Genomic DNA, 23,693 nt, shown 5'->3' with positions numbered 1-23,693 from the left:
GGCGCGCGATCGCCGATGATGATCCGCCGGTTGAGGTGCCGTCGGGCGAGGCGCCGCGTAGCGCGTGACCATCCTACGTTCGGGGCGCGGTTACGGGGTCACCAGCTTCCTGTCGCGCTAAATAGTGCCGCGCTTCGGCGAACGAATAGGGATGCTTTTTCGCTGCGCCCGCGATGGGCGCCGCCATGTCCGACGCGAGCCTTTCTCCGTATCCGATCAGGAAATTGCTGCGCTGGACCATTTTCTCTATTCCTCGCCCTCGGGAGCTTCACCCACGGCTTTTGTCTTCTTACGGATCGTGTCGCGGCTGACACCCGTCAACTCATGCACCTGTCGCTGCGAAATGCCGGCTTCGGTTAGCCACATGGCAATCTGGCCTCGCTCTCGCCGCGGCAGAGGTTCAACGCGGTTCTGCACAACTTGTCCGAGGGCATCTTCGATTGGGATGTCTCGCGTAATGGCGGCTCGGCGCGCCAGCATCACCTCGCGTTCGATGTCGCTGAATGACAGATCGCGAAGGGTAACCGCCAGCACATCCGTCCACGCCGCGGGCGCCTTAGTCGCACCAAGGAATATGTCCACGGCCCGGCGAACAGCCGCGTCGGTCGGCATCGGGAATTCCACCCGCATCTCAAAGCGACGCCAAACCGCCGGATCCAGAAGATCGGCATGATTGGTGGCGGCAATGAGCAATCCTGTGGCAGGCCAGTCGTCAATTTCCTGCAACAGGACGGTAACAAGCCGCTTCAGTTCGCCTTTCAAATTGGAGACACGCACACGACTTTGTTATGACGGCACAGTGTTGCATCCTCCCGGCCGCGAAGAAAGCGCCGGGTCCACTGGTAGGTACACTGGAAAGTCGCCATTCAAAGAATGATGGACTTTCAGTTGGATAGGCGAGGGTTCGATTCCGCCCCTGGGCACCATCCCCCTCAGCCTCTGCTTTGATCAGTCAGCTCGCCCGGTTTGCCGCGACCGCAAGTAGCCACCAAGTGCGCCGAGGGCGGGGCTCAGCGGCAGGTCGAGGAGGTTCAGCCACAGGTGGCCGGTGCCCTTGACCACGGCATAAATTCCAAATCCGACGCAGAGGATGGAGGCGAGCGCGCCGTTGAGCAATTGCTCACGCCCCGCGATGCGTGCCGAGACGTAGCCACCCAGCACCGAACAGAGTCCACCAAGAATGCTCGACGCTGTCAGGAAGACGGCGCTTCCCCGCAATAGGGACGTCGCAGAGCCGGCATCGTGATCGGACAGAGATCCCGTCCCTGCCGAAGCCAAGACATAGATCATGACGGGGATCATGATGATATTGGTGCTGGCGATGTCGACGACATTGCCGATCGCAACACCCTTGAAAGAAATTCGCTTCATGCGTGATTGCCCAACAGCCCTGGGGTAGCGGATCGGATGGTTATATCCAAGTCCGTCCCTGCCGCCAGTTGTTGCAGAGCTCTTCCATAGGAGCATGCATCAAATGTTGCGCGTCACGCGCTCGGACCAGAACGGGATGTGCCTGATCCGGCCTGGCCGTGGTCGACACTCCATCCTCTGAAATTCGCGCGCGAAATAATCCTCAAGGCTGGCCTGATGGACGGATGCGGCTCCTTTCATTGTTTTTGAGACTCAACGTGAAATGCCGCGCATCGCGCGACTCGAAGCAGACTTGGGACACCTTCTATAAGCTCGGCTCAATCCATGGGAATATTCCCTTGCTTTCGCGCGGGTTTCGCCGGATGGAGCGACGTAGGCAGGACGTGACCTACTCACGACGGTTGCGACCAATCGCGGCTGCGGGGACGAATTGATGATGGCAAGCAAATGCTCCAAAAAGTGACCAGTTTAGCCGCCGCCTGCCTGGCGTACGTGACCGCCTTCCTCGCTCCGGTTCAGGCGCAGGAGCGCTCAGCGACCACGATCTTTGAAAATGTTCGCATTTTCGATGGGAAGACCGCCGCTTTATCTGCTCCATCCAACGTTCTCATCCGCGGTCATCTCATCGAGAGAATTGCACAAGATCCCATTCCTGCAGACCGGCGCTCAGATACTCAAATTATTGCGGGCGGCGGTCGCGTTCTGATGCCGGGCCTCAGCGACGTGCATTGGCACGCGATGCTGGTGAGGCCCACCCCGGCCCAGCTGCTTTCCAGCGACATCGGCTACACCACGCTTTTGGCAGGCGAGGAGGCCACCGCCACCCTGATGCGCGGCTTTACGACTGTCCGCGATATGGGCGGGCCCGCATTCTCTCTCAAAAGGGCCATCGATGAGGGCATATTGCCGGGTCCCCGCATCTACCCGTCGGGGGCAGTTATCACCGTCACCGGTGGTCATGGCGATTTTCGCGAACTGGCTGATTTGCCGAGAACGCTCGGCGGACCGCTGAGCCGGGCCGAACAGCTCGGGGGAAGCATCGTTGCGGACAGTCCCGACGAGGTTCGAAAGCGTGCGCGAGAGCAGCTCATGCAAGGCGCCTCCCAGATCAAACTGACCGCTGGCGGAGGTGTTGCTTCGCCCTTCAGCCCGCTCGACGTGACCACCTTCACAGAAGCTGAACTAAGGGCGGCTGTCGAGGTGGCTACCGATTGGGGCACTTACGTGGCCACACATGCCTACACGCCGAGTGCAATTCAGCGCTCTATTGCAGCAGGCGTGAAGGTGATCGAGCACGGTCATCTCATGGATGAAACTACGGCCCGACTCATAGCAGAGAAGGGAATCTGGTTGAGCACGCAACCCTTCACAGACCTTGGCGGAGCAGCAGTTCTTCCTCCCGATCAGCAGCAGCAGATGATGCAAGTCGTGAGAGGAACTGATCTGATGTACAACCTTGTCAAGAAATACAAAATAAAGACCGCGTTTGGAACCGACATCCTGTTTTCGAAAGCATTGGCGGAACGGCAGGGGCAAGCGATCGTGGATCTGACCCGCTGGTTCACGCCAGGAGAGGCATTGATCATGGCGACGTCGAAAAACGGGGAGTTGCTCAGTTTGTCGGGCCCGCGCAATCCGTATCCCGGCAAGCTGGGCGTCATCGAACAAGGTGCACTGGCAGATCTTTTGCTCGTCGACGGCAACCCGCTGGAAAACATCAACTTGATCGCAGACCCGACGAATAAGTTCCTGGTCATCATGAAAGACGGCGTCATCTACAAAAATACTATTCCGAGGTGAACGAACAAGGTCGAAAACCGTCATGATGTCTGCATCGACCCTGTTTGTCGCAACCATGCGCCGGGCCTTTAAGAATTGCTGAGGGGCGCTGTGCATCACAAGTATCTGCCATCTGGAGATGGCGCAGGTGAAGCCGCTGATGCGGCCGAGATTTGGGCTCATCGGGCCGGCCGAACGACCGGACCCGTTGGCTCGCAATGACGACTGTGTGTGTGGCGGAAGAAATTGCCTGGTGAATCACCTGCCAGCCTGAAACCCCGCGGTCGCCCGTTTAACGCCCATCTCCGGCCGCCGTGCCCTATCTGCAGGCCGAGCCGGCCATCGTGTCGCGCTGGCAGCGCGCGCTTCGCAATGAGACGAAGCTGAAAGTCGGTGTGGTCTGGGCCGGTAATGCCCTGCACAAGGGCGACAAGCAGCGTTCGATCGCGGCGGAGGCCGTGTTGCCGCGGCTCGTCATGCCGGGCGTGCAGCTCTACAGCTTGCAGAAGGAGACGCGGCCTGAGGATGGCGCGGTGCTGGCGTCGCTCGGGACCGGTATTGCCGATCTCGCGCCGGCGCTCGGCAGTTTCGCCGACACCGCGGCCGCAGTCGAGACACTCGATCTCGTGATTTCAGTGGATACGTCGGTCGCGCACATGGCCGGCGGCCTCGGCCGTCCTGTCTGGATGCTGCTGCCCTACGCGCTCGATTGGCGCTGGATGCGCGACCGCGAGGACTCGCCGTGGTATCCGACCATGCGGCTGTTTCGGCAGCAGAGGCCGCGGGCTTGGGACAGCGTCATCGCCAGCGCCGTAACCGAACTCGCCCGTGTTGCGGCAGGCGAAGAAGCGCTGCGGTGGCCGCCGTCGTTTGAGAATGAAGCGCGCGCTCATAGATCCCCGTGACCCTTAAGGAGGCCGCGAATCGCCGCCGTCTCGAAGGGCGACGGGAGGCTCTCGCAGCGGGGCGTTCATTGCGCGCTCGTCGCTCTCAGCGATACGGGTCCTGCCTGATGGTCGGCTCGGATGCCCGGACGCGGCGGATGGTGATCGGCGAGCCGTCGGATTCGAACTGCAATTGATAGATCTTGCCGGCGCCGTCGGTCGCCTCGCAGGAGATGCTGGAGACTTTGGCGGCGGCGAAATTGCCGACCTGCCTGCACACGCCGGACGAGGTTTGCACCGAAGGCACCGGCAGGCCGTCAACCTTAGGCCGCTCCTTCGACTTCATGAGCATGCGGTCGATGGCAAGCACATAGAGATTTTCCTGGGTGCGGTGGCCGTTGTCGCCCGAGAACGAGATCACATGGCTGTCGTCGGCGGGATCGTCGAGCGCCACGGTGAAATCGGCGCGGCCCTTCTCGGTGTGGAAATAGGCCACCATTTTGCAAGCGAAGTCGTGCCCGTCGATCTTGAGCGTGGTGCATCGGCCCGACATCAGGGCATAGAGGTCGATGTCAGGGCCGACTTCTTCGGGCGGCGTCGTCTGGGCGAGAGCGGACGTCGCGGCGAGCATGCCGCCAATGACGAGGGCATGCCGGAGCCGCCGCGTGATGGTATCTCCTCGCGCCGACCGAAGGCCGGACCAGCGTCGTGTCACACCCAACTTGGTCATGAATGGAACCAGAATCCCCCGAACACGCGCGCGAATCCCTACCCCTGGACCACTGTCGCTCCGGCTCTCAATAGCACGACTTTGGGCAATAACTGGACGACTTTACGCCGCCTCCGCCATAGAATTTGCGAAGGCCGGATAGGTCTCGGCAAGCTCATCGAGAATCCGCCCGCGCAACAAGTCGAGCGTCGCGGTATCCGGGGCTGGCGTCGCCGGTACGATGTCGGGCGTATCGTAGTCGAAGCCGGTGTTATCGCTGACGTCAGTGGCGGAAAAGCCGGGATGCACCGAGCGCAGGCCGAAGCGCGCACGTCCCCGATCGAAGGCGAACAGCGCCATATTGGTGAGCAGCGCATGCGGCCCGCCGCGCCGAGGCACTTCGGGGGTCGTGGCGGCGGCGCTGACGAAATCGACCTTCGGCACCAGCACGCGCGGCGAATGCTCCGTGCGAAACAGGATGACGCGCGGCACCAGGTGATAGAGATAGGCCGAGCCGAACGAGCCCGGCCAGCGCACCTGCGACTGCGGATAGCCGCCGGTGCCGACCAGATTGATGTTGCCGCTGCCGTCGATCTGGCCGCCGCCGAGGAAGAACGCGTCGATGCGACCCTGCGCGGCGCAGTCGAAAATCTCGATCGTGCCATTGGTGAAGAAATTGTGCTGCGCCGAGCCGAGGATCGATATCCGAACCGCTGCCTTCCCACAGGCCTCGTTGCGGGCGCGCAGCAGCATGGCGCCGGCCGCCGGGATCGGCGAGGAGGCGCCGACCGCGACGTGGCGCACGCCGTCGAGCAGGTCGGCGATTGTGGTGATCAACAATTCACGTTGTTCACGCAGTGGAAGCATTCAGGCGACCTCGCGGCGCCGGGTCAGGAATGCCGAGAGATAGGCGCGAAAACCCTCGTCGCTGCGCGCCATCGCCGCATAGCGCGCGATCTCGGCCGTGTCGGTCTCATATTCATCCCACAGCGACAGCGGCCAGGCGCCGCGCGGCGCGAGCGCAACGGCGTCGACATAGAGCGAGGGCAGCACAGCGGCCGCCGAATCCTCGGTCTCCATCAGATTGTGGTCGACGATACGCTCGACCGTCACCAGCGTGTGCTTGGCGGCATAGGCCATCCCTGCGAGTTCGCGGTGGCGGCCGATCTTGACATTGCCGGCACGGTCTGCCTCGGGCGCATGAAACAACGCAACATCGGGGGCGATCGCGGGCACCACGACCACCGGGCGCTGTTCGCCGACCGGGCTGTCGATGACTTTCCAGTCGGGACGCACTTTGAGCAGGTCGCTGCCGATGATGCCGGCGATCGGCATGAACGGCACACCCTTCTGCGCCGCGAGCAAGCCGGCCAGGATGGCAGGGCAAGTGGAATCGGTGAGCGCGAATGCGCCCTCACGCACCGCGGCCGTGAAGCGCGGGGCGCTACCTGCTTCGCCCAGCGAGACGGCGCTGGTCTCGATGGCGGCAACCGCCTTGGCGCCAATCAAGAAGTCGGCCTGGAGGCTGGAGGTGGGAACGCAGATCAGCTTGAGGCCAGTTATGCCAGTCTCGATCAGTGCGGCGGTCGCGGCCATCGCGACGCCGGTGACCGGAATGGCCAGCGACTGTCCCGGTGCCATGCGCGCGGCCAGCGCCTCCAGCGAGACGATCTCGGTCATGCACATCCCTCCGTCCGCGCTTGTTGTCGGCGGCGTCGACGCGCCGCCATTGTCCGGCAGCCTAGCCGGATCTGCCGAGGCTGTCAGCGGCTTTCCAGGAGCGCAGGTTCAGGCGGCGGCCGCGCGCCAGCGCACGTCGCGAGGCGACGGGCGGCGGTGCAGCCGCCGGTCCAGGAACTCGCGCGCCCGCGGCAGGTCACCGGTGCGGATCAGCGCGACGATCAACGTGTCCTCGACGATCTCGCGCTGTGCATGGCTGCCGCCGATGCGTACGACATCGTCGAGCACGGGCTCCAGCAATGTGGCGCAGCCGCGCGCATCACCGGCGGCAAAGGCCTGCATGGCGCGGCAGATCTGCGGCACCGCGGGGCCGGCCGCGAGCTTGCCGTCCGACAAGCGCTGCTCGATCGCTCGCAAGCGCGCCTCGAGCGCAGTGTTGTCGCCGGTTGCCGCCGCGAGCAGCGCCATGTGCACATCGACAAAGGGCAGGCCCGATTTCGGGAAATAACGCTTGGCATAATCCTCGGCCTCGCGCCAAAGCTCGCCCGGCACGGCGTGGCCATAGGCCGACAGCCGCCACAACAACGCGCTGCAATCGGACACCACGTTCAACGGCGGAGCCGCGTTGACCTGTGGCGCCAGCACGTTGCGGTAGATGGCGAGCGCCTTGGCCGCATCGTCGCGCTCCAGCGCGCCGAGCGCCTGGTGCCACAGGATATGGCCGTAGAGGATGCCGTCGCGGTCGTAACCCGGCGCCCATTCCTCGACCAGTGCATCGGCATCATCGACCGAGCCGTCCTCGAACATCGCATGCAACAGCGCGTGCGCGGCATGGGCGTTGTCGCGGCGCATGGCAAAGCCGCGCTCGGTCATCGCGCGGCCCCTGGCGACCGCGCCGTTCTCGGTCATGGCCCAGCCATAGCTCGACAGGAACCACCAGTCGTCGCCGTAATGGCTCGCGTAACGCTCGCACAAATCCTGCCGCGCCTGGTCATGGTCGGCCATGCCGGAAAAGGCGAACAGGCCGAAGGCGCCGAGCGGCAGCGACAGCACCACCGCATCGCGCGGCCAGTCCTCGACATGTCCAAGCACGGACGCGATCGCCGCATCGCCCCGTCCCTCGATCGCGAGCGCCAGCGTCTCCACATGGGAGCGCTCGCGCAGCGTGCCGTGTCGCGCGACGATATCGCGCGCGGTTGCCGCCTTCGCCCGTGCCACGTCGCCTTGCTGATAAAAGACGTGGATGCGTGCACGACCGATCTGCGCCAGCGCAAAATCCGGATCGAGCGTGATCGCGCGCTCGAACGCTTCGGCCGCGCCCGTCCAGGCGGAGAACATCAGGTCGACGCCTTCGCGATAGGCCTCGGCCGCTTCGGCAGAGGATGTCGAGAGCGGCAGGCCGTAGCGGTCGTGGTGAGCTGCGCTGTTCATGACTTACCCGTTCGTGCCCGACGTCCCTCGATCGGATAGGCGGGATCGTTGAAACCCGGTGTCGAGGGATGGCCGGTCACGACGAGGCGATCGATCAGCGCCTCGTCCTCAGCGGTGAATTTGTAGTCGAGCGCGCGGATATAGTCGTCCCATTGTTCCTCGGTGCGCGGGCCGGCGATGACGGACGAGACGAACGACGAGTTCAAGACCCAGGCGACAGCGAACTGGCCGGCGGTGATGCCCTTGCTCTCGGCGTGATGCTTGATCTCCTGGGCTAGCTTGAGCGATTCCGGCCGCCACTCCGTCTGCATCATGCGAGTGTCGTTGCGTCCTGCACGGGTGTCCTTGCCCGGGGCGGTGTCGGGATTGTACTTGCCGGTGAGCACGCCCCGCGCCAGCGGGCTATAGGGCACAATGCCGAGACCATAATAGCCGCAGGCCGGGAAATGCTCGACCTCGGGCATGCGGTTCATCGCATTGTAATAGGGCTGGCTCGCCACCGGGCGATCGATGCCGAGGCGGTCGCAGATGTTGCAGATCTCGGCGAGCCGCCAGGCGCGGTAGTTGGAGACGCCGAAATAGCGCACCTTGCCGGCGCGGATCAGCTCGGCCATCGCCCGCACCGTCTCCTCCAGCGGCGTCGCATGGTCCTCCTTATGCAGATAATAGACGTCGATGTAATCGGTGCCGAGCCGCTTCAGGCTTTCGTCGGCCGCCTGCAGCACCCAGCGACGCGACAGCCCGCCGCGATTGGGATCGTCGCCCATGGGATTGGCGAGCTTTGTGGCGAGGATCCAGCCCGGCCGGTTGTTGGAAATGGCGCGACCGACCACCTGCTCCGATCCGCCCTTGGAATAGGCGTCCGCGGTGTCGATGAAATTGATGCCGGCCTCGCGTGCCTTGGCCACGATCCGGGACGACGTCGCCTCGTCGGTCGGCCCGCCGAACATCATGGTGCCCAGGCAGATTGGAGAGACCTTCAGGCCGCTGCGGCCGAGCTGGCGGTATTGCATGGACATGTCCTCATTGCGCGGGGTGAGGATAGCGGCTTGCGCCTGACATTGCGAGCACCGGAATGGCGCGCGATACAGCTACTCCGCTCGCAAAATCTTGAACACGCCATTGGCCGTGACGATGCAGCGCTTGCCGACGGTGACTTCGGTATTGATGAAGATGAGGCTTCGGGTGGCGCGCACCACGCGCGGGCGCGAGATCAGGATATCGCCGATCTGGCCGGCCTCGACGAAATGCACGTCGAGCTGGATGGTCGCCATGGTCTGCTTGCCCGTCACGTAACGCGCGGTCATGCCGCAGGTCCGGTCGGCGAAGGTCATCAGCACGCCGCCCTGTACGAGGCCCCGGCGGTTGTGGTGTTTGTCCACGGTCGGCAGTGCGTATTCATGGACGCCGTCAACATTGCGCTCCCAGAGTGGCCCGACCAGCTGAATGAAGCCGGTCGCTTCGACGAGCGACCAGCCGTCGGCTTTGAGTTGTGCGGCGACGGCCTTGTCGATCATCTCACATTCCATTCCAAGTCATGCATGTCAGGCCATTTCATCGAATGCGGGACTGATGTAGTCAAGCATCATGAGACCGTTCGATGATGCCACACGGCGGAATATCGCCGCGCTCTGCGCGAATTTTGTGCGTGCAACGACTGTCGATCCTGCGCCCGTGCTCAAGCGTGCGGCGGTTGCCATCGCGCTTACCGGCGCGGGCGCAACAGGCGAGGCCGCCTTTTTGCTGACGCGTCGTGCCGCGAGCCTGCGCACCCATCGTGCGCAATGGGCGTTGCCGGGCGGGCGCTGCGACGCCGGCGAGACGCCGCCTCAGGCGGCCTTGCGCGAATTGCATGAAGAGCTCGGGCTCGCGCTGGAAAATGACGCGGTGCTCGGCATGCTCGACGATTATCCGACCCGCTCGGGCTACCTGATCACCCCTGTGGTCGTGTGGGTGGGGGCTGCAGAGCCGATCGTGCCGAACCCGGATGAGGTCGCATCCGTTCACCAGATCGTGCTCAGCACGATTGAGGGCGAAGGCGCGTTTGACTTCGTCACTATCCCCGAGAGCACGCGCCAGGTGATCCGCTTTCATTATGAGGGCCGGCTGATCCACGCGCCGACCGCGGCCTTGATCTACCAGTTCCGCGAACTGTTGGCGGGACGGCAGACCCGGGTGTCCGAGCTGGAACAGCCGGTGTTTGCCTGGAAGTAGCCGCGGTTTGCGGTACAACGACCGTATGCATCACCGAACGATTCGCTTGGCCCCATTGGCCTTTGCACTGACGCTGCCGCTGCTCGCGGTGCCAGCTTCCGCATTCGATTTGAACTCGCTGCTGCCATCGGTCAGCGGCGCCAATGCGCAGGCGTCGTCCGATGTTATTGCGGATTATCGCCGCAGGCTCAAGGAGTATCTGGAGGCGCGCGACGCCTTCGAGCAGGAGGCGGCCGCCTATTGGACCGATATCGCCGAGAAGCGGCGCGGCCGCAACGCCAAGCGCCGGGCGCATGTCGAGATCACGCTCGACGATTATGTGCTGACCCAGCCGCCGGTCTATACCGGGCCGAAACGGCCGGTGAACCCGGCGCCGGAAACCGAGCCGGAGCCGCCGCGTGAGCGCAAGCACATTCCCATTGTCGCCGATCTGCTGAAGGCTGCAGCGGATTATTTCCAATGGACGCCGCAGCGCCCGGCCAACGAAATCGAGTTCAAGCGCGCCTATGCGCGTTTTGCCTCTGAAACCGGGCTTACGCGCGAGCAGGCGGTGCGGGTCTATTCCTTCGAGACCGGCGGCGACGGCAGGCATGATTCGCAATCCGGCCTGATCCACAGCTCGCACGCGATTTCGACCGCGATCGGCTATAACCAGTTGCTCACCACCAACACTGTCGAGCTGTTGGCCGAACAGGGGCCGGAGTTCATGAAAATTCTCGCCCAGCGGGCCGCTAGCCTGTCGGGTCCTGCGCGCCAGGCCATGGAGCACAAGCTTGCGGTGCTCAAGAAGATGGTGGCGCTGGCGCGCTCGGTGCCGGACGATTGGTCGGAGCATCAGAAGATCGCCGACACGCCGCAGGGCTGGGCGCTGCATGCCATGGTTCTGGACATCGACGTCGGCCCCATGCTGCAGACGCACAAGCTGATGACCTCGGTGGTGTTCGCTCGCGAGCGTGGCTTTACGCGTCCGCTCACCGCAGCCGAGCTCGAAATGATGAACCTCACCGGCGACGGCACCGGGCTCGACATGGTCACGATGCCGCAGGTGATGCGCGAGCAGGTGCCGACCTCGAATTTTTTCCAGCGCGGCGGCTATGAGCGCAACCCGGTCGCGATCCATCACAACACCGTCGCAAAACTGCTTGCGGTGACGGATGCGCGGATGGATGCCAACTGCAAGCAGGCCGGCGCGAAGGAGCTGGGTGCGGCATTCTAAAGCGCGATGAGATTTGGCTGAATCGTCATCGCGCTTTAGGTCTTTGATTGAGCATGATCTTTCCGGAAAACCGCTACACACTTTTCCGGATCATGCTCTAGCTGCCGTCACGTTGGGCAAACGGACCGTAAGTCACGGCTTTGCCCGTGCGCCGCGAGGCTAATTGCCGCCGAACTTGAACTTGCCGTCGCCTTCGAGATAGGGCCCGGTGCGCATATAGAGCTGGCCGTTCTGGCCGATGAAGAACAGTGTGCCCTTCGGCACTTTTTTGGCACCCTTCAGCAGCTCGCCGGCATTGTTGGTGCCCATCTTGTAGGAAAAGGTCTTGCCTTCCTTGTCATAGGCATAGCCGGTGTCGGGCCTGAGCTCCCAGGGGGCTGCGGCTTGCGCCCGGGCTGCCGTCGAAAAAGCGGCGCCGGACAACGCACCCAGCACGAGCGCGGACACAACCATCCCGTTTGCAAATCGTCTCATTGTCGTCCTCCCCAACCGAAAAGGTTGCCCCGCTTCGAACAAATCACGAACGAGTGCGGCTGATCAACATGATCGCGGCCAGGCATGCGATCACAGGTCGCGACATGACTTTGTGATTTCCCGCCGCTTGCGCCACGACTATGTTCCGCAATTCAACTAGAACCAATTGGACAAAAGCAGGCCATAGGGATGATTCGTATGACCGTCGTTAGATTTCTTGGGGGAACTGCGCTCTTGCTGTCGATGCTGGTTGGCGCAGCGCAGGCCGACGAACTGTTCAAGCTCGCAAACAACCAGAAGATATCCTGCAGCCGGGGGCTGGCGCCGGGCAAACTCAACACCGCCACCTGCAAGTCCTACACTTATATCTTCAACACCAAGACTTCGGAGTCTTACCGTTGTCAGGTCTCGCTGGCGCTGACCCGTGACAACAAGGAAGTGATCAACGTGCAGACCGACGGCAGCTGCACCAAGAGGCCGCGGATTTTCGAGACCGATTCCAACTACGCCTTCGATGCCACCGAAACCGAGCCGCCGAACACCAACTCCTTCTTCGGCCAGGGCGGCTATTCGATCTGGGCCGCCGACACCACCGAACAGAAGGTGCGCGGCTGCATCATCATCTCGTCAGGGCTCGGCTCCGATATCTCGAAATGCCTGGACATGACGTTCCAGTGACGGCCGAGGAAGTAGAAGCTCTTCCTCGCCCCGCTCTTCGCGGGGCGAGGTGAACTGCGGACGGGCGCCACGCCTCTCTACCGACTTCAATGCCCCATGCGCGCCGATGCCGGATGACCCGGCACTTTGAAGCGCTTGCCGGTATCGGTGACCCTGGTGCCGTTGACCTTGAGAATGGAGAAATCCTCGCTCAGGAAGTTGCCGGCCAGGATATATTTGCCGTCAGGCGTGAAGGCGACGGCTTCGGGCAGGCCGCCGACCTCGATGTCCTGGGTCTTGGTCACCTTCTTGCCGTCGATCTTCAGGATCGAGAGGCTGCCGTCCTTTTTGTAGAAGAACGCCTTCTTCATGTTGGATCCGCGCAGGATCGCGGCCACCGCGAGATCGCCCTTCGGGCTCATCGCCAGGCCCTCGGGGCCGTCTCCGACCACGACGCGGTCGATGATGCGCGGCGGGTTGGCCTCCAGGTCGATCACGCTGGTGGTGTCGACGCTGCCGTCGGAGGAGCCGGCGCCGCCATTGTCAGAGGTGAGCGCAATTTTGCCGTTGGGCGAGACCACGACATTGTAGGGCCACTGTCCCGTCGGCAGGTCGATCTTGCCGTAGGTCACCTTGCCATTGGCGATGTCGAGCAGGGATACCTTGTGGGCAGGAAAGCGCGTGGTCAGCGCGCGCTTACCGTCCGGCGTGAACACCACCTGCGAGACGCTGTCAGGCATCTGTACGGTGTCCGTGATCTTGACGTCGGTGCCATTGACCGAGAGCACGCTGATCGTGTTGTCGCCGCGGTTGGCGACCAGCGCCATCTTGCCATCAGGGCTGAAGCTGAGGCCCGAGGGCTGCTTGCCGCCGGTGATGGTCGCAGCGAGCTTCGGCGGGTTCGCCTTGAGATCGATGACATAGATCTTGTTGTCCGGCACCTGCTTCAGCGCATCGCCGTCCTTGGTGACGTCGACGGAATCGGCGACCAGCGCGACGGAGCCGGTGGGATCGATGTCGACATTGACTGGCGGTCCCACCACGGAATTCTTCAGCGGCAGGCTCGCCACGATCTTGGGGTTCTCGGGATTGGCGAGATCGACGATCAGGACCTGATCCTTGCCGGGCAGCGAGAGGATCGGCTTGCCGTCGTCATCCCACACGGTCTTCTCGTCGAGACCTACGATCATGAAGGGTTTGGCAAGCGCGCTGCTCAGCAGGCTAGAACCGCAAAGCAGCAGGGCGGCCGATAGCGATATGCGGACAAAGCGATTGGCAGGCATTAGGCGTTCTCCCGAATGGCCGGCCTCTTGAACGGGCCGGCTTGGCGCGGGGCACACTACGCGGTGGAGGTAGCCGTTGCCAGTGCGAAACGGGCAGGGAAGGTCGGCCATTCGGACGGCTTGACGAGCGGCCGCCGTGTAGGCGAAGCCGAGCACATCGGCAAAAGAAACGGCAAGGGAGAGGCGCCATGGATCGGCTCAAGGGCAAGACGGCATTGCTGGTGGGCGCCGGATCGATCGGCCCGGGCTGGGGCAACGGCAAGGCGACAGCGGTGACCTTTGCGCGCGAGGGTGCGCAGGTGTTCTGCGTCGACCGCAATCTCGCGGCTGCGGAAGAGACGGTGAAGATCATCACCGGCGAGGGCGGCAACGCGGCAGCCTTCGCGGCCGATGTTTCGAAAGCAGCCGAGGTCGAAGCCATGGTCGCCGCCTGCCGGAAGGCCTTTGGCCGCATCGACGTGCTGCACAACAATGTCGGCATCGCCGAAATGGGCAGCGTGGTCGAGGTGACGGAGGCGGAATGGGACCGCGTCTTTGCGGTCAACCTCAAGAGCGCCTATCTCGCCATGAAGCACGTCATCCCGGTCATGATCGGCCAGGGCGGCGGCTCCATCATCAATATTTCATCCATTGCCTCGATCCGCCATGTCGGCATCTCCTACGTCAGCTACGGCACCAGCAAGGCGGCAATGAACCAGATGACGCGCACGACCGCGGTCGAGTTCGCGCCGAAACATGTCCGCGTCAACGCCATCCTGCCCGGCCTGATGAAGACCCCGATGGTCGAGCATTCCGCCGGCCTTGCGCAGAGCTATGCCAAGGGCGATATCGAGGCGATGTGGCGCGCCCGCGACGCGCAGGTGCCGATGGGGCATATGGGCGAAGCCTGGGACGTCGCCAACGCCGCGCTGTTTCTGGCCTCCGACGAATCCCGCTACATCACCGGCATCGAGCTCGTGGTCGATGGCGGGCTGACCTGCCGCGCCTGAGCGAGCGCAGATCTGCTGAGACTCGTGTTTTAAGTTGCACCGGTCTGTGCCACCACGACCAACACTTCGGCTTTCTGCTTGCCGAGGCTCCGCACCTCGTGCGGTGTCTCGCCGGAGAAATAAAGACAGTCGCCTTTCGACAGCACGAGTTCTTCGCCGTCGAGCAGAATCGCGATCCGCCCGTGCACGACGCACAGCATCTCCTCACCGGGATGGGAGGCGCGCGCTGCCGATTTCATCGGCGGCCTCAGGAGAAGCGGCTCCATCATTTTGCGCGTGCGCCCCGCGGCGAGTGCGAGCGGCTCGAAAGCGCCTTCCTTCAGCGTGGGCGCGGAGAGGTGAGACGTCGCAGCGGCTTCCCGGTGGGGCCCGCTGCCGGTATGCTCGGGCCCTCGTCCCCGCCGGCTCCGGCACTCAATTCAAAGGATTCAAAGTGAGCGAGCTTCGACTGGCGATTGTCGGCTTCGGCAAGATCGCGCATGACCAGCATGTGCCGGCAATCGCGGCAACCGACGGCGTGGCCCTGGTGGCCGTGGCCGATCCCAATTCCGTCACCGCTGCTGTGCCGCTTTTCCGTTCGCTGGAGGCGCTGTTGCGTGACGGACCAGAGATCGATGCGGTCGCGCTCGCCACACCGCCGCAGATCCGGCGCGCGCAGGCCACTATCGCGCTTGCTGCGCGAAAACATGTGTTCATGGAGAAGCCGCCGGCGTGTGCCGTGACCGAGATCGCTCCCCTGGTAGCCGCTGCGCGCGAGGCCCGGCGGACGCTGTTTCAGAGCTGGCATGCGCGCTTCTCGCCGGCTGTCGAGCCGGCGCGGCGCCTGCTTGCCGAACGCAAGATCGGACGTGTCGTCATTAACTGGAAAGAGGATGTCCGCGTCTGGCATCCGGGCCAGGATTGGATCTTTGAGCCGGGCGGTTTCGGCGTGTTCGATCCCGGCATCAATGCGCTGTCGATCCTCACCCGTATCCTGCCACAGCCCTTGTTTGTAACTTCGGCAAGCCTCGACGTTCCCGCCAACCGTGCGGGCCCGATCGCCGCCGAGCTTGATCTCTCCGACAGCGCAGGCTTGCCGGTCCACGCGAGCCTCGATTTTCGCGAGACCAAGAATCACAGCTGGGAAATGCGCTTCGAGACCGACAAGGGAACCGTTGTGCTCTCCGGCGGTGGCTCCCGACTCGTTGCAGGCGACGAAGTAGTGGTCGACGAGAAGAAGCAGTCCTACCAACTGCTCTACCGCCGCTTCGTTGAGCTGGTGCGGAACGGCGAGAGCGATGTCGACCTCTCGCCGCTGCAGCTCGTGGCGGATGCCTTCATGCTCGGCCGCCGCCGCGAGGTCGAAGCCTTCACGTGGGACGCTTCGTGACATTCGTAACAAGAGCGTGCCGATACTTCACGGCGATGTGCGCGAGACTAACTTCGGTGTCAGAATCTAGCGCATTTTTCATTTGAAGTGACATCGCGACTTCGGTCTCCTGATCTTCTCAGCGGCGGCATTCAGCGCTTGCTGCGCGAAATGGAGACTCACGATGAACCATAAATTTGCGAAATCACTTGTCGCGGGCGTGGTCGTGGCTGCGCTCGCCCTGGCTTCGCCCGCTCTCGGCCGCGGAGGAGGCGGCGGTGGAGGCGGTGGCGGTGGAGGTGGAGGTGGGCACGGCGGGGGCGGAGGTGGCTTCGGTGGTGGTGGTGGCTTTGGCGGCGGTGGGCACGGGATGGGAGGAGGCGGATTCGGGGGTGGATTTGGGGGTGGTATGCGCGGCGGCATGGGCGGCGGCGCGCACTTCGGCGGGATGGGCGGCCGCGGGAGTTTCGCCGCCATCGGCCCCGGGCCTGGTTTCAGTCGTCCCGGCTTCGCAGCGCCTGGCTTCAGAGGACCTGGCGTCAGAGGTCCCGGCTTTGGCGGCCCACGCTTTGTTGGCGGCCCGGGCTTTGTCGGCTCGCGCTTTGCGCACGGCGCCTTCGGCCCGCGCTTCGCTCACTTCCATCACCCCTTCTTCCATAACCGCTTCCGCCGCTTTGCATTCGTTGGCTTCGGCTTCCCCTACGGCTACGACTACGGCTACGACACCTGCTGGAGCCGCGTCTGGACAGCGTACGGGCCGCAGTGGGTGAATGTATGCGGCGACTACGGCTATTACTGACGGCCGATCCACGTCATTGTGATGATCGCCACCGGCGGATTTGCGTAAACCTGGGCATCGGCTGGTGGCGACCCTCGGTGCAGAACTCCTCGGAGGAAGATCATGACGGGAGGTCATCGCCGCATTCTCGTCGTCGAGGACGATCCGGAAACCGCCGGTCAGCTGACCGAACAGCTCGCCAGCAGCGGCTATCTCGTCGACCTTGCGACAACGGGCCGCGAAGCGGTGAGCCGCGCCGGATGCCGCGATTACGGCGTGATCACGATCGACCGCATGCTGCCCGACATCGACGGCATTGCCGTGATGCGTCAGCTCCGCGACGACGGCATCTCGGCGCCTTTCCTGATCATCAGCGCGCTCGGGGAGGTCGACGATCGCGTGCGCGGACTGCGTGCAGGCGGCGACGATTACCTGGTCAAGCCGTTCTCCTTCGTCGAGCTCCTCGCGCGGCTCGAAGCGCTGCTTCGCCGCAGCGAGACGGTCGTTAAGGAGACTATCCTGCGCGTCGGCGACCTCGCGGTCGACCTGATCTCGCGCACCGCGAGTCGGCGCGGCAAGGAGATCATGCTGCTGCCGAAGGAGTTCGAGCTGCTGGAGTACCTGGTACGCAATGAGGGCCGCGTGGTGTCGCGCGCGATGCTGCTGCAGCACGTCTGGGATCTGCATTTCGATCCGTCGACCAACATCATCGACGTTTACGTCGGGCGCGTGCGTCGCAAGGTCGACGACCAGCAGGACTATCCGCTGATTCACACGGTCCGTGGTGTTGGATATCGCCTCCGTGCTCCTGGCTAAGACCCTCACCTCGTCGACGTTCAAGCTCGCGCTGATCGCGATCGGAACCTTCGGCGTCATCGCGGCTGCGATCTTCGCCTATGTCTATCTGTCGACCGCCTCCTATGTCCGCAGCCGGTCCGATCGCGCCATCCTGACCGAAATTGCAAGCCTGCGGGAAAGTTATGAACGCTTGGGCCGCGAGGGGGTGATTGCGCAGATCGACGCACGCCGGGCCGACAAAAGTTTTGCGGACCGTGTCTACCTTCTCGTCGATCCCTCGTTGCGCGTGCTTGCGGGCAATGTCAGGGAATGGCCGCAGGCCGCTGCTTCCTCGGGATGGGTCGAATTTCGCGGAGCCAAATCCGCATCGGGAGGCGCAGGTCAGCCACTGCTGCGCGGGATCGTCGAGACATTTCCGAACGGCGATCGCCTGATAGCCGGGCGCGATATCAGCGATCTCGACAGCTTCACGGCGTCGATAAAGGCGGCGGTGATCTCGAGCGTCTTGCTGATCTTCGCCCTCGCTGTCATGGCGAGCATCCTGGTGACGCGGCGCACCGTGGGGCGGATCGAGCAGATCAACGCCACGAGCCGCGCCATCATGGCAAGCGGACTGGATCAGCGCATCCCCTTGCGCGGCAGCCATGACGAATGGGACCGCGTCGCTGAAAGCCTGAACCAGATGCTCGATCGCATCGAGACGCTGATGGGCGAGGTAAGGCAGGTCAGCGACAATGTCGCGCACGATCTGCGGACGCCGCTGACGCGCATGCGCGGCCGGCTGGAGAAGGCCTATCTCGGCGAGCGTGCCGCCGAGAGCGACCAGGCGCTGATCGGCGATGCCATCGCCGACCTCGATGCCGTACTGCGCATCTTCGCCTCTATCGTGCGGATCGCGCAGATCGAAACCCAGGCCCGCAAGGGCGGCTTCCGCACCGTTGACCTGGTCGAAATCGCGGGCGGGGTCGTCGAATTATACGATGCCGCGGCGGAGCGGGACGGCACCCGCCTCGTGCTGACAGGCGATCGCGAAGTGATGGCAACCGGCGACCGCGATCTGATCTTCGATGCCATCGCCAATCTCGTCGACAATGCGCTCAAGCATGGCCGCGCCGGTGGCGAGGTCGTCGTGGCTTGCGAGACGATTGACGGCCGGCCGGTCATTTCAATCGCTGACGACGGACCCGGCATCCCGCCTTGCGAGCATGAGCACGTCTTCAAGCGCTTCTACCGCCTCGAACAGTCCCGCTATGCGCCGGGAAACGGGCTCGGCCTCAGCCTCGTCGCCGCGGTGGCCCGCCTGCATGGGGCGCAGATCGAGCTCCTGCCCAACGCGCCGGGGCTGAAGGCCAGACTGTCGTTTGCGGCGGCGCCGTCGCAGGTGCAGGCGGGGGCATCCGGCGCGTCCAACGGCGTTCCGCGTTGACGTCAAGCGAAAAGCCGCGACAACGGTAAAACACCGGTGTGTGCCTATGGTGCTTCCACGGCGCGCCAATCGCACTATATTGGATTCGTGCTCAACAACAGGCCAAGCCACCTATGACCGCATCTCAGCGCAATCCTTCGCCCATTGATCCCGTCAAGCTCGACCGTCTCGCGGAAGTCGCGATCAAGGTCGGCTTGCACCTGCGCGAAGGGCAGGACTTGCTATTGACCGCGCCGGCCGTGGCGCTGCCGCTGGTGCGCAAGATCGCCGAATATGCCTACAAGGCCGGCGCCGGCATCGTCACGCCGATTCTGTCCGACGAGACGGTGACGCTGGCACGCTATCGCTACGGCCATGACGGCGGTTTCGATCATGCCGCCAACTGGCTCTACAAGGGGATGGCGGAGGCGTTCGGGGACAATACCGCACGGCTCGCCATCGTCGGCGACAACCCGATGCTGCTGTCGGGCGAGGATCCGGTGAAGGTCGCGCGCGCCAGCAAGGCCAATTCGATGGCCTACCAGCCGGCGCTGGAAAAGATCGTCAACTTCGACACCAATTGGAACATCATCGCCTATCCGAGCCCGTCCTGGGCCAAGCAGGTGTTTCCGGAGGAGCCGGAAGACGTCGCGGTCGCAAAGCTTGCGGACGCGATCTTTGCAGCGTCGCGCGTTGACCGCGCCGATGCCCTGTCCGCCTGGGAGACGCATAATGCCGCCTTGCGCGAACGCACCGAATGGCTCAACGGCCAGCGCTTTGCCGCGCTTCATTACACGGGGCCCGGCACGGACCTGACCATCGGGCTTGCCGACGGCCATGAATGGGAAGGCGGCGCGTCGCAGGCCAAGAATGGCATCATCTGCAACGCCAACATCCCGACCGAAGAAGTCTTCACCACGCCGCATTGCCGGCGCGTCGAAGGCCATGTGGTGTCGTCGAAGCCCCTGTCCTACCAGGGCACGCTGATCGACAACATCGCGGTGAAGTTCGAGGAGGGTCGGATCGTCGAAGCGCGCGCCAGCCGCGGCGAGGAAGTCCTGAGCAAGGTGCTCGACACCGACGAGGGCGCGCGCAGGCTCGGCGAGGTGGCGTTGGTGCCGCATTCCTCGCCGATCTCGAAAAGCGGGCTCTTGTTCTTCAACACCCTGTTCGACGAGAACGCTGCCTCCCACATCGCGCTCGGCCAGTGCTACTCGAAGTGCTTCGTGGGCGGCGACAAGCTGACGCCGCAGCAGATCGCAGCCCAAGGCGGCAACCGGAGCCTCATCCACATCGATTGGATGATCGGCTCCGACCAGACCGATATTGACGGCGTCCACGCCGACGGCCGCCGCGTGCCGGTGTTCCGCAAAGGCGAGTGGGCGAAATAGGCGCGGTCATTCCGGGGCGCCTTGAAGAGGCGACCCCGGAATCCCGGGATTCTCAGATGCGCGATTGCACATTGGAGTTCGATGCGTCGCATCCCCGGGGAGTGATGGCGGAGAGAGCTTCATTGCGACCGAAGCCCGCTACACCATCGATTGCAGCATCACTCCACATTCACCGTGATGCGCTCTGACATCACCGGCGGCTTATGGGGAATGTGGCTCCAGTCGGCAAGCACGAGTTGCAGCGTGTGGCTGCCCTTTGGCAGCGTCACGGACGCTTCGGTCTGGCCTTTGCCGAAATGAAGGTGATGCTCGTCCACGGGGATCGCCTCGTTCAGCGCATCGCCCTCGATCTTGTCGTCGATGATCAGATGGTGATGGCCGGTGTCGGCGACCTGCGTGCCGGCCGGCGCGATCCCCATGCCGGAAAGGCCGAAACGGATGGTCACCGGCGAGGTGACGGTGTCGCCGTCCTTCAAATTGATGAAATAGACCTTGGCATTGGCGGGCGCGGGCGTTTCGCCGGCTTGTGCCACCGCGATGGTCGAGAACAGGGCGATGGTCAGCAAAGAAAGTCGCATGGGGATTCCTTGGGAGGTTGCATGGAGGGCGCGGGCGCGGCGACCTTGCCGTGCCGGAGCGAAGAAAATGTGACCGTCGGGCGACCGGGCATCCGCGCAGCCACAAGCGCGGTCGTCATGCCCAGGCTCTACCCGGGCCATGACAACCGCGGAGCTGGTTAATTTCGCGCAAATTCCGTTTCGCTCACACCCGGATGTCGTCCGGCGCGCTGTGGCAGCACGAGCACACAGACGATGATGAAGGCGGCAATCACAGCGGACGCCAGCGGCCGGCTCAGCGCGAGGCCGCCGTCGGCAATCGGCTTGTCGAGGAAATCGCCGACGGTTGCACCCAGCGGCCGGGTCAGGATGAAGGCGGCCCAGAACAAGAGCACGCGCGAGGCGCTTGTGAAATAATGGAGCAGCACGACCACCGCGAGGGCTGCAGCAAACACCAGTGCACCGCCCTCATAGCCGAGCCCGCCGGTATCGGCGATCCAGTCGCCGAGCGCGGTGCCGAGTGTTTGGGAGAAGGTGATCGCCGCCCAGTAGAAGGCCTCCGCCTTCGGCGTCGCGACGGTGTTGACGTCGATCGTGCCTTGCGAGAAGCGCCACAGCAGCAGCGTTGCGGCGAGCAGCAGCGCCAGCAATGTTGAGCCGCCGGTGTAGCCGATGCCGAGCGAGCGATCGGCGAAATCGGCCATGGTGGTGCCAAAGGTGGTGGACGCCACGATCGTCGCCCAATAGAGCAGGGGATGGAATTTCTTCGCCATGATCTGTGCCGCAACCAGCACGATCAGCGCGACGACGAACAGCAGGCTGCCCGCGAGATAGCCCCAGTCGAGCGTCATGGTGACCGTGTCCCCGCCGGTCTCGCCGAGCGTGGTGGCGGCGATCTTGATGATCCAGAAGATCAGTGTGACTTCTGGAACCTTGCTCAGGGCTTCTTGTCTGGAGTGATTCAAGGTGGGGGTTCCTGCGCTGGAGCGACGGAGCGTGAACGCTGAAGCGCGGAGACGGTTCATTTAAGGCCGCCGCCTGCCTCTCAAGCGGAGTTGATCCGGATTGGCTGCCCGGACTTTCCCCGGCTGGGTCGGCGGAGGGCCAAGCCATTGGGTCAAATCCCCTGGGGAACAATGCGCGCGAGTTTTGCCCGCGCCGCGCCACTGGGCTAAAAGTTCCGTCATGTCCGACACATCGATTCCTGCCGCGCCGCTGTCGTTTGACGAGCTCGCCGAGGCCATCAAGGGCCGCCGCTCCGTCTATGGCGCCACCAGCGGGCTGATGCTCGATCGCGCCGAGCCAGGGGAGGCCTGGTCGAGCCTGCCGTATCGTCCCGTCTTTGTCGGCGACGCCAGCACCGGCGTCCTCCACGGCGGTGTCGTCACGGCGATGCTGGACGAGAGCTGCGGCATGGCCGTCCAGCTCGCACTCGACGGTTCCAGCGCCATTGCGACGCTCGATTTGCGCATCGATTACCAGAGGCCAGCGACGCCCGGTCTTGCCATCAAGGCGCATTCAAAGTGCTACCGCGTCACTCGCTCCATCGCCTTCGTGCGCTCGACCGCCTACCAGGAGTCCGAGGACGATCCGGTCGCCACCGCAACAGCCTGCTTTATGATCGGCGCCAACCGCACCAACATGCTCAAGGACAGGTCGAGCCTCGACGGCCCGCTGCCGGTGCTCGAGGCGCCGGACGATCCGTCAAGCCCGTTCGCCAACAGCCCGTTTGCTCGCTGTCTCGGCATCCGCATCGGCGACGATGGCACGCTGGTGATGCCGTTCTCGCCGAAGATCATCGGCAACCCGATTCTGCCCGCCATCCATGGCGGCATGACCGGCGCCTTTCTCGAGACAACTGCGATCATCGGGGTGACCCGCGAGCTCGGCGCTTCTGAATGGCCAAAGCCGATCGGGCTGACGATCAATTATCTGCGCTCGGGGCGTGCGCTCGACAGCTACGCCACCGTGTCGATCGTCAAGCAGGGCAGACGCGTCGTTGCATTCGAGGCGCAGGCCTGGCAGCGCGACCGCGCCAAACCCATCGCCTCGGCATTCGGCCATTTCATGCTGCGACGGACGCCTGACGGCGACGACGAATAGACCCCTTGCTTAGCTTCCAGCCGATTGTAAAGGATTTCGTAAGGAATGCTTAAAAGTACCCGGCTAGCCTGGAACAAGGCGGCCGGGTCGTTTTCGACAGCGCGCCGCTTGTTCATGAGCGGACTCTTGGGCGGGGTAGAGTGATGTCGCGCGGGCTGATCGAAATCGGCAATCTCAACGTTGAACTGACGCCGCGGCCGATCGCGCCGTCCTGGATCATCGAGGGGAAGCCTGCTGCAAGTGCCTGCACGCTGTCGCAGAGTGCCGACGGGACGGCGACGACCATCGTCTGGTATTGCACCGAAGGCAAGTTCAACTGGTATTATGATTTCGACGAGACGATCCTGATCCTGGAGGGATCGATCGTGCTCGAGAACGAAAACCTGGGCCCGACGCGCTATGGTCCAGGCGCTGTCATCTTCTTCAAGGATGGCGCGCATGCCAAATGGCACGTCGAAGGTCACGTCAAGAAGCTGGCCTTCTGTCGCAAGACCCAGCCAGTGTGGCTCGGCTTCGCCATACGCGTGATCGGCAAGATCAAGCGCATGTTTATCCCGGCTGCAGGCCAGAAGGCTGCGAGGCTGATGGGTGCGAGCTAAAGCATGATCCGGAAAAGTGTGTAGCGG

At 63.6% G+C, this 23,693-nt stretch carries 25 protein-coding genes and 2 pseudogenes; 13 read left to right on the top strand and 14 right to left on the bottom strand.

From position 1 onward, the window contains the following. Nucleotides 1–73 precede the first annotated feature (73 nt). The 3 genes from A3AI_RS48830 to A3AI_RS0122790 form a co-directional block, all read right to left on the bottom strand. Nucleotides 74–241, bottom strand: coding sequence for a hypothetical protein (locus A3AI_RS48830; protein ID WP_198030177.1), 168 nt, complete (start codon nt 239–241; stop codon nt 74–76). A 5-nt stretch (nt 242–246) separates the two neighbouring features. Next, nucleotides 247–762: an AAA family ATPase gene (locus tag A3AI_RS0122795; protein WP_245286932.1), complete on the bottom strand. Its 516-nt coding sequence runs from the start codon at nt 760–762 to the stop codon at nt 247–249. Between the two features lie 186 nt (nt 763–948). Further along, nucleotides 949–1,371: a hypothetical protein gene (locus tag A3AI_RS0122790; RefSeq protein ID WP_024517798.1), complete on the bottom strand. Its 423-nt coding sequence runs from the start codon at nt 1,369–1,371 to the stop codon at nt 949–951. Between the two features lie 447 nt (nt 1,372–1,818). On the opposite strand from A3AI_RS0122790, the gene A3AI_RS0122785 reads away from it, so the two are divergent. After that, nucleotides 1,819–3,171, top strand: a complete 1,353-nt coding sequence (locus A3AI_RS0122785; RefSeq protein WP_024517797.1) for a metal-dependent hydrolase family protein — start codon at nt 1,819–1,821, stop codon at nt 3,169–3,171. Nucleotides 3,172–3,455: 284 nt separating this feature from the next. Next, nucleotides 3,456–4,055, top strand: a pseudogene (locus tag A3AI_RS0122780) (glycosyltransferase family 9 protein); the annotation flags it as partial. A gap of 85 nt (nt 4,056–4,140) precedes the next feature. Here the strand turns inward: A3AI_RS0122780 and A3AI_RS0122775 are convergent. The 6 genes from A3AI_RS0122775 to A3AI_RS0122750 form a co-directional block, all read right to left on the bottom strand. Next, nucleotides 4,141–4,764 (bottom strand): hypothetical protein, encoded by a 624-nt coding sequence (locus A3AI_RS0122775; RefSeq protein WP_502685757.1) that lies wholly within the window; start codon nt 4,762–4,764, stop codon nt 4,141–4,143. A gap of 102 nt (nt 4,765–4,866) precedes the next feature. After that, entirely contained in the window at nt 4,867–5,610 is a 744-nt protein-coding gene (locus tag A3AI_RS0122770; protein WP_024517794.1) for a CoA-transferase, read from the bottom strand. Next, nucleotides 5,611–6,423 carry a CoA transferase subunit A gene (locus tag A3AI_RS0122765; protein WP_024517793.1) on the bottom strand — a complete coding sequence of 271 codons (813 nt, stop codon included), beginning with the start codon at nt 6,421–6,423 and terminating at the stop codon, nt 5,611–5,613. 108 nt (nt 6,424–6,531) lie between these two features. Then, on the bottom strand, nt 6,532–7,854 hold the full coding sequence (locus A3AI_RS0122760; RefSeq protein WP_024517792.1) for a tetratricopeptide repeat protein: 1,323 nt from the start codon (nt 7,852–7,854) through the stop codon (nt 6,532–6,534). Beyond that, a complete protein-coding gene (locus A3AI_RS0122755) occupies nt 7,851–8,867 on the bottom strand; it encodes an aldo/keto reductase (protein WP_024517791.1) in 1,017 nt (338 codons plus the stop codon). The genes A3AI_RS0122760 and A3AI_RS0122755 overlap by 4 nt, the downstream gene beginning before the upstream one ends. A gap of 78 nt (nt 8,868–8,945) precedes the next feature. Further along, nucleotides 8,946–9,371: a PaaI family thioesterase gene (locus tag A3AI_RS0122750; protein WP_084801001.1), complete on the bottom strand. Its 426-nt coding sequence runs from the start codon at nt 9,369–9,371 to the stop codon at nt 8,946–8,948. 67 nt (nt 9,372–9,438) lie between these two features. Here A3AI_RS0122750 and A3AI_RS0122745 point away from each other — a divergent pair, with 67 nt between their 5' ends. Next, on the top strand, nt 9,439–10,068 hold the full coding sequence (locus tag A3AI_RS0122745; RefSeq protein ID WP_024517789.1) for an NUDIX hydrolase: 630 nt from the start codon (nt 9,439–9,441) through the stop codon (nt 10,066–10,068). A 25-nt stretch (nt 10,069–10,093) separates the two neighbouring features. Then, nucleotides 10,094–11,284 (top strand): hypothetical protein, encoded by a 1,191-nt coding sequence (locus A3AI_RS0122740; RefSeq protein WP_024517788.1) that lies wholly within the window; start codon nt 10,094–10,096, stop codon nt 11,282–11,284. A 159-nt stretch (nt 11,285–11,443) separates the two neighbouring features. On the opposite strand, the gene A3AI_RS0122735 is transcribed toward A3AI_RS0122740, so the two are convergent. After that, nucleotides 11,444–11,737 (bottom strand): hypothetical protein, encoded by a 294-nt coding sequence (locus tag A3AI_RS0122735; RefSeq protein ID WP_024517787.1) that lies wholly within the window; start codon nt 11,735–11,737, stop codon nt 11,444–11,446. Nucleotides 11,738–11,947: 210 nt separating this feature from the next. Between A3AI_RS0122735 and A3AI_RS0122730 the strand changes: the two genes are divergently transcribed. Further along, nucleotides 11,948–12,436, top strand: coding sequence for a hypothetical protein (locus tag A3AI_RS0122730; RefSeq protein WP_502685756.1), 489 nt, complete (start codon nt 11,948–11,950; stop codon nt 12,434–12,436). A gap of 86 nt (nt 12,437–12,522) precedes the next feature. Here the strand turns inward: A3AI_RS0122730 and A3AI_RS0122725 are convergent, their stop codons facing one another. After that, nucleotides 12,523–13,698, bottom strand: coding sequence for a YncE family protein (locus A3AI_RS0122725; protein WP_024517785.1), 1,176 nt, complete (start codon nt 13,696–13,698; stop codon nt 12,523–12,525). A gap of 188 nt (nt 13,699–13,886) precedes the next feature. Here A3AI_RS0122725 and A3AI_RS0122720 point away from each other — a divergent pair, with 188 nt between their 5' ends. Beyond that, complete coding sequence (locus tag A3AI_RS0122720; protein ID WP_024517784.1) at nt 13,887–14,687, top strand: SDR family NAD(P)-dependent oxidoreductase; 801 nt, start codon at nt 13,887–13,889, stop codon at nt 14,685–14,687. Between the two features lie 29 nt (nt 14,688–14,716). On the opposite strand, the gene A3AI_RS0122715 is transcribed toward A3AI_RS0122720, so the two are convergent. Next, the gene (locus A3AI_RS0122715) at nt 14,717–14,926 is read right to left on the bottom strand and encodes a cupin domain-containing protein (protein WP_245286931.1); all 210 of its coding nucleotides are present in this window, start codon (nt 14,924–14,926) and stop codon (nt 14,717–14,719) included. A gap of 194 nt (nt 14,927–15,120) precedes the next feature. On the opposite strand from A3AI_RS0122715, the gene A3AI_RS0122710 reads away from it, so the two are divergent. The 5 genes and pseudogenes from A3AI_RS0122710 to A3AI_RS0122690 all read left to right on the top strand — a co-directional run bounded on the left by A3AI_RS0122710 (nt 15,121) and on the right by A3AI_RS0122690 (nt 20,407). After that, entirely contained in the window at nt 15,121–16,056 is a 936-nt protein-coding gene (locus A3AI_RS0122710) for a Gfo/Idh/MocA family protein (RefSeq protein WP_024517782.1), read from the top strand. Nucleotides 16,057–16,219: 163 nt separating this feature from the next. Beyond that, a complete protein-coding gene (locus A3AI_RS48825) occupies nt 16,220–16,834 on the top strand; it encodes a hypothetical protein (protein ID WP_024517781.1) in 615 nt (204 codons plus the stop codon). A gap of 102 nt (nt 16,835–16,936) precedes the next feature. Continuing rightward, nucleotides 16,937–17,629: a response regulator transcription factor gene (locus A3AI_RS0122700; protein WP_024517780.1), complete on the top strand. Its 693-nt coding sequence runs from the start codon at nt 16,937–16,939 to the stop codon at nt 17,627–17,629. Nucleotides 17,630–18,056: 427 nt separating this feature from the next. Further along, nucleotides 18,057–19,037, top strand: a pseudogene (locus A3AI_RS49375) (sensor histidine kinase); the annotation flags it as partial. A gap of 113 nt (nt 19,038–19,150) precedes the next feature. Continuing rightward, nucleotides 19,151–20,407: an aminopeptidase gene (locus tag A3AI_RS0122690; RefSeq protein WP_024517778.1), complete on the top strand. Its 1,257-nt coding sequence runs from the start codon at nt 19,151–19,153 to the stop codon at nt 20,405–20,407. A gap of 158 nt (nt 20,408–20,565) precedes the next feature. Here A3AI_RS0122690 and A3AI_RS0122685 read toward each other — a convergent pair whose 3' ends face one another. Further along, nucleotides 20,566–20,985, bottom strand: a complete 420-nt coding sequence (locus A3AI_RS0122685) for a DUF4399 domain-containing protein (RefSeq protein ID WP_036049157.1) — start codon at nt 20,983–20,985, stop codon at nt 20,566–20,568. 158 nt (nt 20,986–21,143) lie between these two features. After that, nucleotides 21,144–21,929, bottom strand: coding sequence for a COG4705 family protein (locus tag A3AI_RS0122680; RefSeq protein ID WP_024517776.1), 786 nt, complete (start codon nt 21,927–21,929; stop codon nt 21,144–21,146). A 220-nt stretch (nt 21,930–22,149) separates the two neighbouring features. Here A3AI_RS0122680 and A3AI_RS0122675 point away from each other — a divergent pair, with 220 nt between their 5' ends. Continuing rightward, a complete protein-coding gene (locus tag A3AI_RS0122675) occupies nt 22,150–23,067 on the top strand; it encodes a hotdog domain-containing protein (RefSeq protein ID WP_024517775.1) in 918 nt (305 codons plus the stop codon). Between the two features lie 143 nt (nt 23,068–23,210). Then, the gene (locus tag A3AI_RS0122670) at nt 23,211–23,666 is read left to right on the top strand and encodes a cupin domain-containing protein (protein WP_024517774.1); all 456 of its coding nucleotides are present in this window, start codon (nt 23,211–23,213) and stop codon (nt 23,664–23,666) included. Nucleotides 23,667–23,693 lie beyond the last annotated feature (27 nt).

The sequence above is a fragment of the Bradyrhizobium sp. Tv2a-2 genome (assembly GCF_000472425.1).
Taxonomy (GTDB): Bacteria; Pseudomonadota; Alphaproteobacteria; order Rhizobiales; family Xanthobacteraceae; genus Bradyrhizobium.
The sequence above is the reverse complement of the archived record's forward strand: the minus strand, read 5'-3'. Positions and strand labels throughout refer to the sequence as shown.